Annotated in this window: 14 protein-coding genes; 12 read left to right on the top strand and 2 right to left on the bottom strand. The window is 59.9% G+C overall.

Annotated features, from left to right (window positions below):
• Positions 1-15: 15 nt before the first annotated feature.
• Positions 16-972 carry a nucleoside hydrolase gene (locus H8K20_RS09500; RefSeq protein ID WP_105205887.1) on the bottom strand — a complete coding sequence of 319 codons (957 nt, stop codon included), beginning with the start codon at positions 970-972 and terminating at the stop codon, positions 16-18.
• A 282-nt stretch (positions 973-1,254) separates the two neighbouring features.
• Here H8K20_RS09500 and H8K20_RS09495 point away from each other — a divergent pair, with 282 nt between their 5' ends.
• The 3 genes from H8K20_RS09495 (at position 1,255) to H8K20_RS09485 (ending at position 3,644) form a co-directional block, all read left to right on the top strand.
• Positions 1,255-2,181, top strand: a complete 927-nt coding sequence (locus tag H8K20_RS09495; protein WP_186488274.1) for a DUF1848 family protein — start codon at positions 1,255-1,257, stop codon at positions 2,179-2,181.
• Between the two features lie 57 nt (positions 2,182-2,238).
• Complete coding sequence (locus H8K20_RS09490) at positions 2,239-2,631, top strand: MmcQ/YjbR family DNA-binding protein (RefSeq protein WP_186488273.1); 393 nt, start codon at positions 2,239-2,241, stop codon at positions 2,629-2,631.
• Between the two features lie 68 nt (positions 2,632-2,699).
• Positions 2,700-3,644, top strand: coding sequence for a hypothetical protein (locus H8K20_RS09485; protein ID WP_105205884.1), 945 nt, complete (start codon positions 2,700-2,702; stop codon positions 3,642-3,644).
• A gap of 568 nt (positions 3,645-4,212) precedes the next feature.
• On the opposite strand, the gene H8K20_RS09480 is transcribed toward H8K20_RS09485, so the two are convergent.
• Entirely contained in the window at positions 4,213-4,875 is a 663-nt protein-coding gene (locus H8K20_RS09480) for a 4Fe-4S double cluster binding domain-containing protein (protein ID WP_186488272.1), read from the bottom strand.
• A 569-nt stretch (positions 4,876-5,444) separates the two neighbouring features.
• Between H8K20_RS09480 and H8K20_RS09475 the strand changes: the two genes are divergently transcribed.
• The 9 genes from H8K20_RS09475 (at position 5,445) to H8K20_RS09440 (ending at position 15,086) form a co-directional block, all read left to right on the top strand.
• A complete protein-coding gene (locus H8K20_RS09475) occupies positions 5,445-7,721 on the top strand; it encodes an anaerobic ribonucleoside triphosphate reductase (RefSeq protein WP_186488271.1) in 2,277 nt (758 codons plus the stop codon).
• A 188-nt stretch (positions 7,722-7,909) separates the two neighbouring features.
• Positions 7,910-8,080 (top strand): anaerobic ribonucleoside-triphosphate reductase, encoded by a 171-nt coding sequence (gene nrdD, locus H8K20_RS09470; RefSeq protein ID WP_186488270.1) that lies wholly within the window; start codon positions 7,910-7,912, stop codon positions 8,078-8,080.
• Positions 8,081-8,416: 336 nt separating this feature from the next.
• Complete coding sequence (locus H8K20_RS09465; RefSeq protein ID WP_105205880.1) at positions 8,417-9,337, top strand: carbohydrate kinase family protein; 921 nt, start codon at positions 8,417-8,419, stop codon at positions 9,335-9,337.
• A gap of 169 nt (positions 9,338-9,506) precedes the next feature.
• Positions 9,507-11,291, top strand: a complete 1,785-nt coding sequence (locus H8K20_RS09460) for an ABC-F family ATP-binding cassette domain-containing protein (RefSeq protein ID WP_186488269.1) — start codon at positions 9,507-9,509, stop codon at positions 11,289-11,291.
• Between the two features lie 81 nt (positions 11,292-11,372).
• On the top strand, positions 11,373-11,927 hold the full coding sequence (nrdG, locus tag H8K20_RS09455; RefSeq protein WP_105205878.1) for an anaerobic ribonucleoside-triphosphate reductase activating protein: 555 nt from the start codon (positions 11,373-11,375) through the stop codon (positions 11,925-11,927).
• A 14-nt stretch (positions 11,928-11,941) separates the two neighbouring features.
• Entirely contained in the window at positions 11,942-12,553 is a 612-nt protein-coding gene (locus H8K20_RS09450) for a hypothetical protein (RefSeq protein WP_186488268.1), read from the top strand.
• A gap of 139 nt (positions 12,554-12,692) precedes the next feature.
• On the top strand, positions 12,693-12,815 hold the full coding sequence (locus tag H8K20_RS14060; RefSeq protein ID WP_279287498.1) for a hypothetical protein: 123 nt from the start codon (positions 12,693-12,695) through the stop codon (positions 12,813-12,815).
• A gap of 406 nt (positions 12,816-13,221) precedes the next feature.
• Positions 13,222-14,121, top strand: a complete 900-nt coding sequence (locus H8K20_RS09445) for a patatin-like phospholipase family protein (RefSeq protein WP_105205875.1) — start codon at positions 13,222-13,224, stop codon at positions 14,119-14,121.
• Positions 14,118-15,086, top strand: coding sequence for an NAD(P)-dependent oxidoreductase (locus H8K20_RS09440; protein WP_186488267.1), 969 nt, complete (start codon positions 14,118-14,120; stop codon positions 15,084-15,086). The genes H8K20_RS09445 and H8K20_RS09440 overlap by 4 nt, the downstream gene beginning before the upstream one ends.
• The last annotated feature ends 262 nt before the right edge of the window (positions 15,087-15,348 follow it).

Raw genomic sequence — 15,348 nt, 5'->3', positions numbered from 1 at the left:
CGACTGGCGGCGCCGTTAGTGCTCGCTGTAATACTTGACCATCTCTACGCAGAGCTGGCGGTATTTCTGCATATCCAGATCCTGGATGTCGTGGCAGTTGACCGGCAGCTTTTCTTTGCGGTAGCTGAAGTCGGGCAGGGTGGCGCCAAAGCCGCCTTTGGAGCTGGAACACTCCATATCAATATGGCAGTCTCTGGTGGTGACCATGTCGGGGTCGATGAGGGCCAAAAACGGCACCGCGTCGTAGATGATGCTGGAGAGGTTGCCGTCGGGATCGGGCTTGACGTCGGAGTAGCCGGCGACCAGGCCCTTGAGCACCTCGCTGATGCGGCTGGGCATCTCGGACAGCTCGGCCAAAAAGTCGAGCGGCAGACCGGTCTTTAAGCAGACGTTGCAGCCGGCCTGGGTGACCACGATACCGGATTTGTAGACGATATCGGCGGCGTGCACGTCGACCCAGATGTTAAACTCGGCCAGCTCGTTGACGTTGCCGGTGGTGGTGGAGCCGCCCATGATGTACAGGCCCTTTAACAGCTGCGGCAGGTCGGGGTACTTGAGCAGGGTGATGGCGATGTTGGTGAGCGGGCCGGTGGCGACGATGATCAGCTCACCTTTTTGCTCGACCGCTTTTTCATAGATAAAGTCCCACGCGGGCTTGGGGTAGACCGGATTTTTGGCCGGGGGCAACACCACCTGACCGATGCCGCTCTCGCCGTGGGTGCCGGTGGCGGGGCGATAGCGGTCGCGGGTGAGCAGCGGGCCGTCGGCGCCGTAAGCGACGGGGCAGTTGATACCCAAAAACTCGGAGATATCGCGGGCGTTGCGGCGGGTGTGTACCGCCGGCACGTTGCCGGCTACCGGGGTGATACCCAGGATATCGAACTTTTGGGTGGAGTGCGCCAGCATGATGGCGATGACGTCATCGATGCCCGGGTCGCAGTCGATGATGATTGGTATCTTTTTACTTTCCATAGGATGTTACCTCCAAATAGCGTGTACCGTGGCGGACAAGACCTGTCCTCTCGTGTACTCGTGTACAGGATATGCCGCCACAGGCCGCAGCAGCACTGTTTTGGGCATTCTATGTGTCCATTGTACATGAGCGCGGCGGCGGTTGGCAAATAGAAGTTTGCCGACCTTTTTCGTGCGGAATAGACAAAACCGGACGCCTATTTGTGTACGCTTGCGGTGGGGGTGACCCAGTGGTATACTAAAACAAATGTTTGTTTACAGCCAATGGGAGGGGGGACCACCGTGATCGTAAGTGCCAGCCGCCGCACCGACCTGCCGGCCCACTATGCAAAGTGGCTGGGCGAGCGGGCCAAGGCGGGCTATTTGCTGGTGCGCCACCCCCGCCGCTACCACCAGGTGTACCGGCTGGACCTGCAACGCGGGGTGGACGGCTGGGTTTTTTGGAGCAAGGACCCGGCCCCGCTTTACCCGCTGCTGCCCGCTTTTGACCACTGGCCCTACTACTTTCAGTTTACCCTGACCGGGTACGGGGCGGATATCGAGCCGGGACTGCGGCCTAAAAAGGCGCTGGCGGCCACCTTTTTGCAGCTGGCCGCGAGGCTGGGGAAGCGGCGGGTGATATGGCGGTACGACCCGATATTGCTGGGGCCGCAGTACACCGCTGCGTGGCACCGGCAACAATTTGCCCAGCTGGCCAAGGTGCTGCAGGGCGCGACCGAGCGGTGTGTCATCAGCTTTTTAGACGACTACAAAAACGCGCCGGCACTGTATGCGCGGGGCCTGCGGCCACCCACCGCCGACGAGGCCCGTCAGCTGATGGCCCAGCTGGCGCCCATTGCCCGGCGCCGCGGCATGACTGTATGTACCTGTGCGGAGGAGCTGGACCTGGCGGCGTACGGGGTGGCGCACGGGCGCTGTATAGACGGCGAACTGCTGGCCGCTATTGGCGGCACTGCGCTGAAGGTGCCCCGGGATACCGGACAGCGGCCGGCCTGTGGCTGCGGCAAGAGTGTGGATATTGGCCTTTACAACAGCTGCCCCAGCGGCTGCCGCTACTGCTATGCCAACTTTAGCCCCGGCAAAATAGCCAGCACGGTGGCGCGGTATGACCCCTATAGCCCGCTGCTGGGCAGCGAGCTGGGGCCGGACGATGTGGTGCGGCCCTACCCGATGACCAGTTTTGCCGACTTGCAGATGACGCTCTACTGACCGACATACGCCTAAAGAAGGGGCCTGCATGGCCCACACCCTAAGGAGGAACAAGAGATGAGCGCTTACCCCTGGCTGGAAGAATACCTGCTGCAGAGACCCGGCGTGACCAGTGACTTTAAGGTGGAGTGGGGCTGGCAGCGGTATATGGTGGGCGGCAAGCTGTTTGCCGCCCTGATGCACCCCACAGACAAATACGATGCCGCCTATGCGGAGAAAGACCTGCTAAACCTGAAATGTGACCCGCTGCTGGCGCCGCTGCTGCGCCAGCAGCACCCCGAGGTGCTGCCCGGTTTTTACAGCGACAAGCGGTGCTGGAACTCTGTTGACCTGGGCGGCGGGCTGCCCGACGATCTGCTGCGGCAGATGATCGACGACTCGTACCAGCTGGTGTTTGCCAAGCTGACCAAAAAATTGCAGCGCGAGATTGCAGCCGTGCCAGAAAAATGACCGGCCGGCGACCGCACTTTACAGGCGGCAGCCATGTTTGACTATTTTTAAGGACAGGGGGGAGCGAGGTGCGCGACGAGGTCGTACAGCTGCTGTTTTTCGCCCTGCTGCTGGCGGTGAACCAGTACTGCTGCCGCTGGATCTTTGCGGCGGTGTGCCGGTCGGCGGGGATGGGGCCGGAGCAGGTGGTGGCGTACCGCAAACACCTGCACCTGACGGAGCGGCCTTATTTTCATGTGAGCAGCCGACTGATCACCTTTTCCCCCGACCCCGCGAAGACCCGGCGGTGGCTTTTTTTGTACCAGATGAACCATGTACTGCTGCTGTTTGGCATGTTTTTTGCGGTGGTCGGCTGTATGACCCGCACTTTTGGCTGGGTACTGGGCCTTGTCGGGGCCGTGTTGGCCGCCTTTACTGCGATCTTGACGGTGGCGGGCGTGGTATACGGCCGGCCGCGGCCGGCCAGAGCAGCTGACACGGCGGCTGACCGCCCACCGCACGGAGCAAAAAAAGTGCGGCGGCAGTATGTGGACGCCGCGGCAAAGCTGGTATGTGCGGCGGGCATGCTGGGGCTGGCTCTGTTTATGCTGGGGGAGATGGCGCCCAAGACGCCGCCCACCGCCGAGCAGGTGCGCGCCGCGCTGACAGCACAGGGATACGCGCCCCAGGAGATGGGGGCGGATGAGCTGGCGGACTACCCGGGCCTTGCACGATATATCTCTGCCGGAGACGGTCAACTGCAGTTTTCGGTATATATATTTGATGATCCGGGCGCTGCGCGGGATACCTATGAGCGGGCGCACCAGCGCATCGTATCGCAGTGGATGCAGAGCCCATTTACCGACACGGTGACCCAGCGGTCGAACTATGCCGTTTACACGCTGCAGGCCGGAGATATGTACGCGGTGGCGGCGTATATAGGGCAGACTGTGGTATACGGGTACTGTGACTTGGATCATAAAGAGCAGCTGGTACGGTTGTTGCAGGAAATCGGCTATATGGATGCCGCCTAACTTATAATGAAAGCACCGATCTGCAGGCTGATTGTTATTCGCCGGACTAAAGAGCACTGGTCCAGGAGGCTATCAGATCTGTACATGAGGGATAGGAGGCGTTTTTTTGCCGCGGTATACCTATTTTTTTCTGTGGATGATCTTAAATTTTATAAGTTCCCTCTGGATGATCGACTGGTTGCTGCAGGTGGCGGGTATGCCGAGGCTGGAGGCCAAACGGTTTATGCTGCGCCAGAATATAAGACGCTTTCAGCGGCTGCTCGATCAGATATGGCGGCATGCACCCGACCGGGGACGGCTGAACCGGGTGTACCTGGTCATGGTTTTGTGTACGGCACCGGGTGTTGTGTGTATGATGGCGTCCCTATCCCCCCACACCGATACCCTGGATGTCTTTTTGCGTTGGGCGGCGGTGCTCTTACCAATATTTGTATGCATTTTGGCCGCCGTGGGCGTTTGTTATAGATGGAAGAAAAAACACACCCACCGGCGGTAAGACCCCTTTTGACAAAAAGGAAGAGGAGGACGGTATATCCTCCTCTTCCTTTTTAGAGACTGGCAGATATGGCTAGTGATGCCCCCCCTTGGGACACACCCGCATGCAGATGCCGCAGACCGCGCCGCGGCCGATGTGCTGGAAGGCGCGCTTCATGTGCTGGCTACAGGCGGCGGGATCGAACATCTCTTCGCGGCAGCGCACCTCGTTCCAGTTTTTGCCCAAAATGGCCAGCGCCGGGCAGGCCTGCTGGCAGATCGTGCAGCTGCCGCAGCTCTCGCCGGTGGGGCGGGGCGGCGTATCCAGCGCGGGGCAGTCGCAAAACAGGGTGCCCAGGCGCACCCGCGGGCCGTACTGGTGATGGATGAACAAACAGCTTTTGCCGATGTAGCCCGCCCCAGCCATGCAGGCCACCTTTTTGTGGGAGTAGCGACCCTGGTAGCTGGAGCCGGGCAGATTGACGCTCTGGGAGGCGCCGATGGGGATATACCGGTAGCCGTGTTGCCCCAGCAGCAGACCGATACGCAGCAGGCAGTGGTCGATATAGGCGTTGACGGTGCGATAGTGGTGAAAGTAGGAGTGGGTGGGAGCGCCGTCGATCTCGTCGACGATGGCATTGGACAGCGGCACGGCAATGCTGACTGCATAGGGGGTGCCGGGCATATCGGGCACGGTGACGAATTCTGCCCCCGCCAGCCCCAGCTGGCGGCAGAGCGCCTGTATTTTTTCTCGCATGATGATACCTCGCAAAAAACATGGATCGCTGTGGCCATCTGTAAATAGCGCACAGCCGTGATCGACCTCATTTATATACTTTCGACAGGCTTCGCCGGACGCATTTTGAGACCTGCCGCGCGGGTAAAAAAAATTTTAAAGAGACCCCTACACTGGATATTGTGGTCTGATACACAGTATAAAATTTTTGCGTACCACTGTAAAGCAAAGTGGCAAAAACCGCATGGATATGGGAAACAAGAGTAAATAAGTATACATTCTATCTGTATTTATTTTTTGTAATATTACATTTTGTATATCTCACTTTCACAAAAGCTTGCTTTGCAGCAACACAATATATAGTGGTCCAAATAAAAAACACCTACTAATTATAGGATTTTCCTGTTGACATCCCCTGAGGGTTGGCTTAAAATAATGCTAGCACAGACCGATCTGCATGTCGTGGCTACTTTGCGTGGTGGTCACGGTATTTTTTCGCAGTCGTTCCCCTGGCTATTTTGCTTATCGACCGGCTGGCTGCCGGTGCACAGTATGTGATATAGAATGGTACTACAAAAGGAGACAGCGACATGATCGAGACCATTGTGAAGAGAGACGGGCGCACGGTCCGCTTTGACAGCGATAAGATCGCCAACGCCATCTTTCTGGCCGCCGCACAGCTGGGCGGGCAGGACTACCAGACGGCCAAGGAGCTGGCCGGCATGGTGGAGCAGTACCTGGAGGGGGAACTGCACAACACCTCTCCCACAGTGGAGGACATTCAGGACGCGGTGGAGAAAGTACTGGTGGACCAGGGGCACGCCCGCACCGCCAAAGAGTACATTTTGTACCGGGCCGAGCGCAGCAAGGTGCGGGAGATGAACTCGCGCCTGATGAAGGTGTATGAGGACCTGACCTTTCAGGACGCGGCGGAAAACGACATCAAGCGCGAGAACGCCAACATCGACGGCGACACCGCCATGGGCACCATGCTCAAGTACGGCTCGGAGGGGGCCAAGCGCTTTTACGAGATGTTTATTCTCGACCCCGAGCACGCGCAGGCCCACATCAAGGGCGATATCCACATCCACGATATGGATTTTTACACACTGACCACCACCTGCTGCCAGATCGACCTGGATAAGCTGTTTACCGGCGGTTTTTCTACCGGACACGGCCACCTGCGTGAGCCCAACGACATTCAATCCTACGCGGCGCTGGCCTGCATCGCCATCCAGTCTAACCAAAACGACCAGCACGGCGGCCAGTCGATCCCCAACTTTGACTATGCGCTGGCCAAAGGCGTGATCAAGACCTATAACCGGCTGTACCGGCAGAACCTGGGTAAGTGCCTGGAGCTGCTGGCCGACCTGCCCGACGGGCAGCAGGCCGCCGCAGCGGTGCTGGATAAGCTGCAAAAGGCCGGTTTTGCCCCGGCGCTGGAAGACGCCGAGGGCTTTGAAGATGCGCTGAAGGCGGCGCTGCAAGACGGCATTTGCAGTGCCGAGACCGCCGCGACGGTAGCTGCACACACCAAGACCTACGCGGTGAAAGAGACCCGCCGCGCCTGCTACCAGGCCATGGAGGCGCTGGTACACAACTTAAACACCATGCATTCGCGCGCCGGGGCACAGATCCCGTTTAGCTCGATCAACTACGGCATGGACGTGAGCCCCGAGGGCCGGCTGGTCATCGAGAGTGTGCTGCTGGCCACCGAGAAGGGGCTGGGCAACGGCGAGACCCCCATCTTCCCCATCCACATCTTCAAGGTAAAAGAAGGGGTGAACTACAACCCCGGCGACCCCAACTACGATCTGTTCAAGCTGGCCTGCAAGGTATCGGCCAAGCGGCTGTTCCCCAACTTCTCGTTCTTGGACGCACCGTTCAACGCCATGTACTATAAGCCCGGCCACCCGGAGACCGAGATCGGCTACATGGGCTGCCGCACGCGGGTGATGGCCAACAACTACGACCCCGAGCGGGAGATCGTGAGCGGGCGGGGAAACCTGTCATTCACCTCGATCAACCTGCCGCGCATCGCCATAAAATCCCACGGCGACATCGACTGGTTCTTTGAGGAGCTGGACCGCAAGATCGACCTGGTCATCGACCAGCTCAACCACCGCTTTAAGATCCAGTGCCAGAAAAAAGTGAAGAACTACCCCTTCCTGATGGGGCAGGGGGTATGGATCGACTCGGAGAAGCTGGGGCCGGAGGACACGGTGGGCGAGGTGCTCAAACACGGTACCCTGACTATTGGCTTTATCGGTCTGGCCGAGTGCCTGAAAGCGCTGATCGGCGCCCACCACGGCGAGAGCAAAGAGGCCCAGAACCTGGGGCTGGAGATCATCGGGTTTATGCGCAAGCGCTGTGACACCGAGAGTAAGCGTACCGGGCTCAACTACTCGCTGATCGGCACCCCGGCCGAGGGGCTGTCGGGCCGGTTCGTGCGCATCGACCGCGAGGTGTACGGCGAGATACCCGGTGTGACCGACCGCGACTACTACACCAACAGCTTCCACATTCCAGTGTATTTTCCCATCGGCGCCTTTGACAAGATAAGGCTGGAGGCCCCGTACCACAATCTGACCAACGGCGGCCACATCTCGTATGTGGAGCTGGACGGCGACCCCCTGCAGAACCTGGACGCCTTTGAGCAGATCGTGCGCTGTATGAAAGAGGCGGGCATCGGCTACGGGTCGATCAACCACCCGGTAGACCGCGACCCGATCTGCGGCTATACCGGCATCATCGGCGACGTGTGTCCCCGCTGCGGCCGGCGTGAGGGGGAGGGGATCAGCCCCGAAAAGCTCAGGGAGCTGCAGCGCCAGTACCCCGGGGTGCCCCAGTTCGTGGGCATTGAATAGACAGAAGGAGCGGCACTGGCGACAACACCACGCACACATGAACACCGGCATCAACGCCTACACAAGCACCGGGCCGACTGCCGAGCGCGCAGCCGCGCACCGCGAAGATAGACATACACTTTTTATAAGCAGCAAACAGGAGACCGTACAGGGCCTGGGGCCCTGCCGCGACCAGGGAGGTAACGACTATGGCACAGAAAACCGCGACCAATGAAAAATACATCGGCGAAGGGGTGGGCTTTGAGCGCATCCGCCGCATCACCGGCTATTTGGTGGGCACCATGGACCACTGGAACAACGCCAAGCGCGCCGAGGAGCACGACCGGGTAAAACACGACGTGCAGATGCAGAAGCTGTAAGCGCAGATGCCGCTTGAGAGAGCGCCTGACTGAGCCCCGCCCGGGGCCGGCCGGGCGCTCTTTTTTTGCCGGGTGACAGGACATAGAAAAGAGCGACTAAAAATGCCGCACCTTTCACAAAAAAAGCAGGGGAACAGACGGGGTGGCAGCCGCTTTTTTGTGCACTATAGCGCATGTGGCCGGCGGGTGTCTGTAGCCTTTAACAATGTGAGAAAAAGGCCTTGCAAAAGGATTTATGGCAGCTTATAGTAGGGATATGACCGACACACAGCGGGGTGGGGTTTCTCTCCCGCGCTGTTTTTTATGTAGCGGCAGGACTTTGGAGGAGGTTTTTATATGGATTATATCGTAGCTGGCATCACCATCACCAACGACGTGGTGTTCGCCGACGGCACCAAGAGCGACTGCCACCTGGGCGGGGCCATCTTTGCCCTGGAAGGGGTGCGGCTGTTTACCGACAATGTGCTGTACGTCTCGAACGTGGGACCTGACTTTGAGAAGTATTACGGCCAGTGGATGGACGACAACAACCTGAAGCGCGACGGTCTCTCTGACGTGTTGGAGCACACCCACTACAACATCGTCAAGTACTATCCCGACGGCCAGTACTACGAGTACTCCATCTACGGGGAGGAATTTTCCAAGCGCAACCGCGAAAAGACCGACATTACCGGCGAACAGATACTGGCGGTGTGCAAAGGCGCCAAAGCCATGTATCTGGACTGCCACGAGAGCGAGCCGGTCATGGCCCATCTGGGGGACATTCGCGCCACCGGCTGCAAGATCATGTGGGAGCCCCCCTCGAACATGCTGATAAAGCCCGAGCTGCGGCAGAAGGCCTGGGAGATCATCGACCAGGTGGACATGTACACCATGAACAAGCCCGAGTCGTTTGCGCTGTTCGGCGTAGAGACCGAGGAGGAAGTGCTGGAAAAACTGCTGGCCTACGGCAAGCCCTGTTTTTACCGGGTGGGCTCGAAGGGCTCGTACATGGTGGCCGACGGCAAATACGCCTTTGCCCCCAGCATAGATGTGGGCGAGTTCGTAGACCAGACCGGCTGCGGAAACTGCTCTACCGCCGCCTCGATGTACGCCTGGTTCGAGGGCAACGACCACCTGATGACCTGCATCATGTCGAACCTGGCCGCCGCCTACAACCTGCTGCAGTACGGCCCCTACCCCAAGACCACCGCCGAGACCAGCGCCCACATTATGGAGCTGGCTCACAAGTACTACGACGAGCTGAAGGACAAGTAGACCTCTGTTTGCAAAACATGAGAGGACCGGCCATTTTTGCGGCCGGTCCTTTTTGTATTGGCCGCATTTTATGCTATAATAGCAGGTATACGGCCGCGCCCGGTACCGGGCGGCGGACAGGCCCGGGACAGCTGTGCCGGGCACACCGGGAAAGAGGAACGAGGCACCCATGTACTTACACGCCAAAGACCTGTATCTACAATACGGCCAGCGCCCGCTGCTGCGGGGCTGCAGCCTGTATATCGGCCAGGGGGACAAGATCGGTCTCATCGGCCAAAACGGCACCGGCAAGAGCAGCCTGCTGCGCATTTTAGCCGGACTGGAGCCGCCGGACAGCGGGCACATCGACCGCGCCGGCGGGGTGCGTATCGCCTACCTGGCGCAGGATACCCGCATCCCGCCGGAGCACACGGTGCTCTCGTACGTATTGTCGGCCATTGAGCCGGGACAGCGGGAGCAAAAGGCCTATGAGGCCAAGTCGATCCTCAACCGGTTGGGGCTCAGCCAGCACGATGCGCCGGCGGGCAGATTGTCGGGCGGGCAACAGAAGCGGGCGGCCATCGCCGCGGCGCTGGTGGCCCCCAGCGAGCTGCTGATACTGGACGAGCCCACCAACCACCTGGACACCGACATGGTTACCTGGCTGGAGAGCTATTTGGCCGGCTACCGGGGCGCTGTTTTGATGGTGACCCACGACCGCTACTTTTTAGACCGGGTGGTGGGCCAGATCGCCGAGCTGGACCGCGGCCAGCTGCACCTGTACCCGGGCAGCTACAGCGCCTATGTACAGGGTCGGGCCGAGAGGCAGGAGATGGCCGCCGCCAGCGAGAGAAAGCGCCAGAGCATTTTGAAAAAAGAGCTGGCCTGGCTGCAGCGGGGCGCCCGCGCCAGAGGTACCAAGAGCCGCGGCCGCATCGAGCGGTACCAGCAGCTTTCTGAGAGGGAGGCGCCGGCCGCCGAGGGGCAGGTGGCGTTTTCTTCGCTGAGCTCTCGCCTGGGGCGCAAGACGCTCGACGCCGAGCACCTGAGAAAACAGTACGGCCAGCAGGTGCTGGTGGACGACTTTTCGTATTTGATGCCGCGGGACGACCGGGTGGGCATTATTGGCCCCAACGGCTGCGGCAAGACCACCCTGCTGGGCATGTTGGCCGGCGATATACTGCCCGACAGCGGCAGTGTGGACGTGGGGCAGACGGTAAAGCTGGGCTATTTTCGCCAGACCTGCGACGAACTCGACCAGACACAGCGGGCCATCGACTACATCCGCGAGATCGCCGAGAACGTACAGACTGCCGACGGTACCCTGACGGCCAGCCAGATGATGGAACGCTTTTTGTTTGACGGCGACATGCAGCACACCGAGATCGGCCGCCTGTCGGGCGGGGAGCAGCGGCGGCTGTATTTGCTGGGCATTTTGATGCAGGCGCCCAATGTGCTGTTTTTAGACGAGCCCACCAATGACCTGGATATCCAGACGCTGACCATTTTAGAGGACTACCTGGACAGCTTTTCGGGGGCGGTGGTGACGGTGTCGCACGACCGCTACTTTTTAGACCGGGTGGCACAGCGCATATTTTGTTTTGAGGGGCAGGGGCAGGTGCGCCAGTACCTGGGCGGCTACACCGACTACCTGCAAAAGCGGCCCCAGCCCCAGGCCGCCACTGCCGCCCCAAAGGAAAGTAGGGCCGCGCCCCGCCCCAAAAAGGAGCGGCCGCTGCGCTTTTCGTTTAAAGAGGAACGGGAGTTTGCCGGGATAGACGGCGATATTGCCGCGCTGGAAGAGACGCTCAGCGAGCTGGAGGGGCAGATAGAAAAAGCTGCCCGCGACTTTGCCAAACTGCAGGAGCTGCTTGACCAAAAAGAAGCGCTGCAGGCCCAGCTGGACGAGAAGATGGAGCGCTGGGTATACCTAAACGACTTAAACGACCGCATTACCGCCCAAAAGGGGCAATAGCGCCACTATACCAACTGCTTGAGACACCGAAAACCGGCGGCTGGGCGGTGTGCCCGCTGCCAGAGATAAAGGAGCGTACCCATGAACTATGCAGATATCACCCTGCGCATTGCCGGTGTGGTGCAGGACTCGATCGTAGACGGGCCGGGCCTGCGCTTTACGCTGTTCGTGCAGGGCTGCCCCCACCGCTGCCCCGGCTGCCACAACCCCCAGACCCATGACCCGGCGGGGGGATACGACTGCTCGCTGCAGAAGATCTTAGACGCGGTGGACAAAAACCCGCTGGTATCGGGCGTGACGCTGAGCGGCGGCGAGCCGTTTAGCCAGCCGGAGCCGCTGGCGGTGCTGGCCGGCGCGCTGCGGCAGCGGGGAAAGAACATCATCGTCTACTCGGGCTATACCTTTGAGGAGCTGCTTTCGCGGGCTGAGCGCGAGCCGGCGGTGATAGAGCTGCTGAGCCGGTGTGACTACCTGGTGGACGGCCGCTTTATTTTGGCGCAGAAAAATCTGCTTTTGCGGTGGCGGGGAAGCGACAACCAGCGCATCGTATACCTGCCCGACAGCCTGCGGGAAAAGAGAGCTGTTACCCGCGAAGATATGACGTTTTCAGATGACCGTACCGATGTAGAGATGTAAAAAGGAGATGGACCATGCCAAAGAAAGTAAAGAGAACTGTGCAGACCCACCCCTATAAGATGAGCCCCAACGTAAAGCACTTTGTGTGGACCATGCTGCTGGCGGCCATAGCCGCCGTGGTGGTGCTGGCCATCAGCACCGCGCTGCACGCGCTCAAGGGCGATGCGAATCTGGTATCGCTGGAGGAGTTTAACACCTCGTATACCAAGATCTGCGAGGAGCGCGGACTGACGGCAGCCGCTCAGCGGCAGGCTGAGGGCAAGCAGGGCAAAGAGGAGCTGTATCAGTATAAGATCGCCACCGAACAGGGAGACCTGCTGCTGAAGGTGCAGCTCAACGACGACGGTAAGGTCATCAGCGCCAACTACCAGTGGCCCACCGGCCAGACCGACCTGGATGCGGTGGCCCAGTACGCGCCGCCGCTGTTCTTGGCGCTGGATAAGACGCTGCCGGTAGAGGGTAGCGGCGAGGTGATCGACGCGCTGCAGGACGATAAATTCAAAAAGAAAAAGGACAAGGACGACACCGGCGACACCTGGGAGTACAGCCGCGAGAAGATCCACTACCTGTACTACGCCGACGACAGCTACTGCGCGCTGTTCGTATCGAACCTGGCCAGCGCTTAAAATATTGAGCGGATGGGGGCAGGCACAGGAGCAGCGCTCGCGGCCGGGACGCACATCGAGCTAATGCTGCCGGTACCGGATGGCCGGCGGGCGGTGCTCGCTTGCCGGACAACTTTTATAGGGCGGGGCGATAGCCTGGATGATGTTGCTGCGCCGGTGGGGCACGGACTACGACCGCTGGTACCGGTGGGTGCGTGCCAGCCGCAGTGGCGGTGGGGACACGGTGCCCACCGAGCCGGCGCTGGCCAACTACGCTGCTTGACCGGCGCCGGTCAGGTGGGCAGCTGGTGGGGGTGACGATATTTGCCGCCGACAAAACAGCTGCCTGCAACAGTTTGGCGGGCGTATCGGATACAGATACAGCATCTGCCCCCAATGGCGGCGGCAGGATGGCGGCGACGAGAGGCTGCTTTTGGCGTTACCGGAGTGCCGCGAACGGGGATTGCGGCGGGTGCTTTTTGCCCGTGACAGTGAAAACATCACCTTTGCAGAGCACGACGCGGCACTGCGGCGCCGGGTGGCCGGACCAGCTGCCTTAAGGTAAGTTTTTGACAGACCGCTATCGGACAGACCTGGGCGCCGGTATACGGTAGCTGTACCCTGTGAGAAAACCCAAACGGACCGCCGGGCGGACGGCGGCACATTTAATAAAGAGAGAGGCATGACCCATGGATGATAAAACCGCACTGGTACTAGAGGGCGGTGGCCTGCGCGGCACCTACACCGCCGGTGTACTGGACTACTTTATGGAGCACGAGCTAGCTTTTCCGTATGTGATCGGCACCTCGGCCGGAGCCTGCAACGCCACCGGTTATTTGTCGGGGCAGATCGGGCGCACCAAAAAGATCAACACCGAACTGCTGCACACCAGCAAATATAAAGGGCTGGGGCAGCTGATGAAAAACGGCACCTTTTTGAACCTGGACTACCTGTTCGACGAGATACCCAACGAGATACTTCCCTTTGACTACGACGCCTACGAGCAGAACCCCGCCCGTTTTGTGAGCACCTGCACCAACTGCTACACCGGCCTGTGCGAGTACTACGAAAAAGCGGATATGGGCCGCGACATGACGGCGGTGCGGGCCTCCTCCTCGCTGCCGCTGGTGGCGCCCATGGTGGTGATGGGGGACGGGGCCTATCTGGACGGCGGACTCTCTGACTCTATCCCCTATGGACACGCGCTGGCCGACGGCAACGACCGGTGTGTGGTCATCCTCACCCGGCCCGACGGATACCGCAAAAAGCCCTCGATCAGTTACCTGTTTATCAAGAGTCTCTACAAGGACTTTCCGCTACTGCTCAAGAGCATCAAAGACCGGCCGGAGACCTACAACCGCCAGCTGGAAGAACTGGCCGCGCTGGAGCAGGCGGGCACAGCCTTTGTTATCAGGCCCTCAAAGGCCATTAAGATCGGCCGGCTGAGCGCCAAAAAAGAGGAGCTGCTGGCGCTATATGATCTGGGCTATCAGGACGCGGCCAGCCACTATGCTGCCCTACAGGACTTTTTACAAAAAGAAGCTCCAGAAAATGAACGGGCAGATACTGTGCCGGAGGCCGAGCAGTGAAGGCGGTGGTGCTGGACGGGTACGCGCTGAACCCGGGCGACCTGAGCTGGGACGGGCTGCGCGACCTGTGCGACGAATTTACCTGCTACGACTACACTGCCCCCGCCGATACCATCGCCCATATCGGCAGCTGCGAGGTGGTGTTTTCTAACAAGACGGTGATTACCCGGGAAATACTCGACGCCTGCCCGCAGGTGCGCTTTATCGGCCTGCTGGCCACCGGGTACAACATCATCGATATCGAGGCGGCGGCCGAGCGGGGCATACCGGTGTGCAACGTGCCCAGCTACTCCACCGCCTCGGTGGCGCAGATGACGATTGCTCTGCTGCTGGAGATCACCAATGCGGTGGGCCTGCACAGCCAGTCGGTCCACGGCGGAAGATGGCAAAACTGCGACGGTTTTACCTACTGGGAGACCCCGCAGATAGAGCTGGCAGACAAGACCTTTGGCATTGTGGGGTTTGGCAATACCGGTATAGCCACCGCGGCCATTGCTCAGGCGTTGGGCATGCGGGTACTGGTGTACACCCGCACCCCCAAGCCCCAGTACCAGAGCGAGACGCTGCGCTTTTGTGCGCTGGATGAGGTGCTGGCGGGCAGCGATATTTTGTCGCTGCACTGCCCGCTGTTTGCCGAGACCGAAAAAATGATCGACGCTGCGGCTATCGCCAAGATGAAAGACGGGGCCATTTTGCTGAACACCGCCCGCGGCGGACTGTTAGACGAGCAGGCGGTGGCTGATGCGCTGGATAGCGGCAAGCTGTACGCAGCGGGGCTGGATGTGGTGGCGGTGGAGCCCATACTGCCCAATAACCCGCTTTTAAAGGCCAAAAACTGTCTGCTGACCCCACACATAGCCTGGGCCACCTTTGCCGCCAGAAAGCGGCTGATGGGGGTGCTGGAAGAAAATCTGCGCGCCTTTTTAGAGGGCAGGCCGCAAAATGTGGTAAACAACCTCGATTAAACGAAAATGCCGGGCGAAAATCGCCGGGCATTTTTTTAAAGAAAAAGTGGGGGGAGGGGGGACACAGCGATACGCCTGCATATGCTAGTCCCCAGTGGAGCGGGCAAGACCTATTTGACCGAGCGGTCGACCCGCAACCCGTGGGTGCCCGGGTTACCCGGGTACATAGTTTGCCTCACTGCAACCTGTAAGACTGTTTTGGACCGCACTGCAGCGTATGGTACGCGGTGCGACCCGGCAGAGCGAGACGCGCTGCTGCGGG

It is taken from the genome of Neobittarella massiliensis (ex Bilen et al. 2018) (assembly GCF_014269355.1).
GTDB lineage: Bacteria > Bacillota > Clostridia > Oscillospirales > Ruminococcaceae > Neobittarella > Neobittarella massiliensis.
The sequence above is the reverse complement of the archived record's forward strand: the minus strand, read 5'-3'. Positions and strand labels throughout refer to the sequence as shown.

Coding starts and splice junctions, on each gene's coding strand:
- H8K20_RS14060 (WP_279287498.1), top strand. CDS start 12,693: ATGATGTTGCTGCGCCGGTGGGGCACGGACTACGACCGCTGGTACCGG.
- H8K20_RS09480 (WP_186488272.1), bottom strand. CDS start 4,875: ATGCGAGAAAAAATACAGGCGCTCTGCCGCCAGCTGGGGCTGGCGGGG.
- nrdG (WP_105205878.1), top strand. CDS start 11,373: ATGAACTATGCAGATATCACCCTGCGCATTGCCGGTGTGGTGCAGGAC.
- H8K20_RS09450 (WP_186488268.1), top strand. CDS start 11,942: ATGCCAAAGAAAGTAAAGAGAACTGTGCAGACCCACCCCTATAAGATG.
- H8K20_RS09465 (WP_105205880.1), top strand. CDS start 8,417: ATGGATTATATCGTAGCTGGCATCACCATCACCAACGACGTGGTGTTC.
- H8K20_RS09460 (WP_186488269.1), top strand. CDS start 9,507: ATGTACTTACACGCCAAAGACCTGTATCTACAATACGGCCAGCGCCCG.
- H8K20_RS09500 (WP_105205887.1), bottom strand. CDS start 972: ATGGAAAGTAAAAAGATACCAATCATCATCGACTGCGACCCGGGCATC.
- H8K20_RS09490 (WP_186488273.1), top strand. CDS start 2,239: ATGAGCGCTTACCCCTGGCTGGAAGAATACCTGCTGCAGAGACCCGGC.
- H8K20_RS09475 (WP_186488271.1), top strand. CDS start 5,445: ATGATCGAGACCATTGTGAAGAGAGACGGGCGCACGGTCCGCTTTGAC.
- H8K20_RS09445 (WP_105205875.1), top strand. CDS start 13,222: ATGGATGATAAAACCGCACTGGTACTAGAGGGCGGTGGCCTGCGCGGC.
- nrdD (WP_186488270.1), top strand. CDS start 7,910: ATGGCACAGAAAACCGCGACCAATGAAAAATACATCGGCGAAGGGGTG.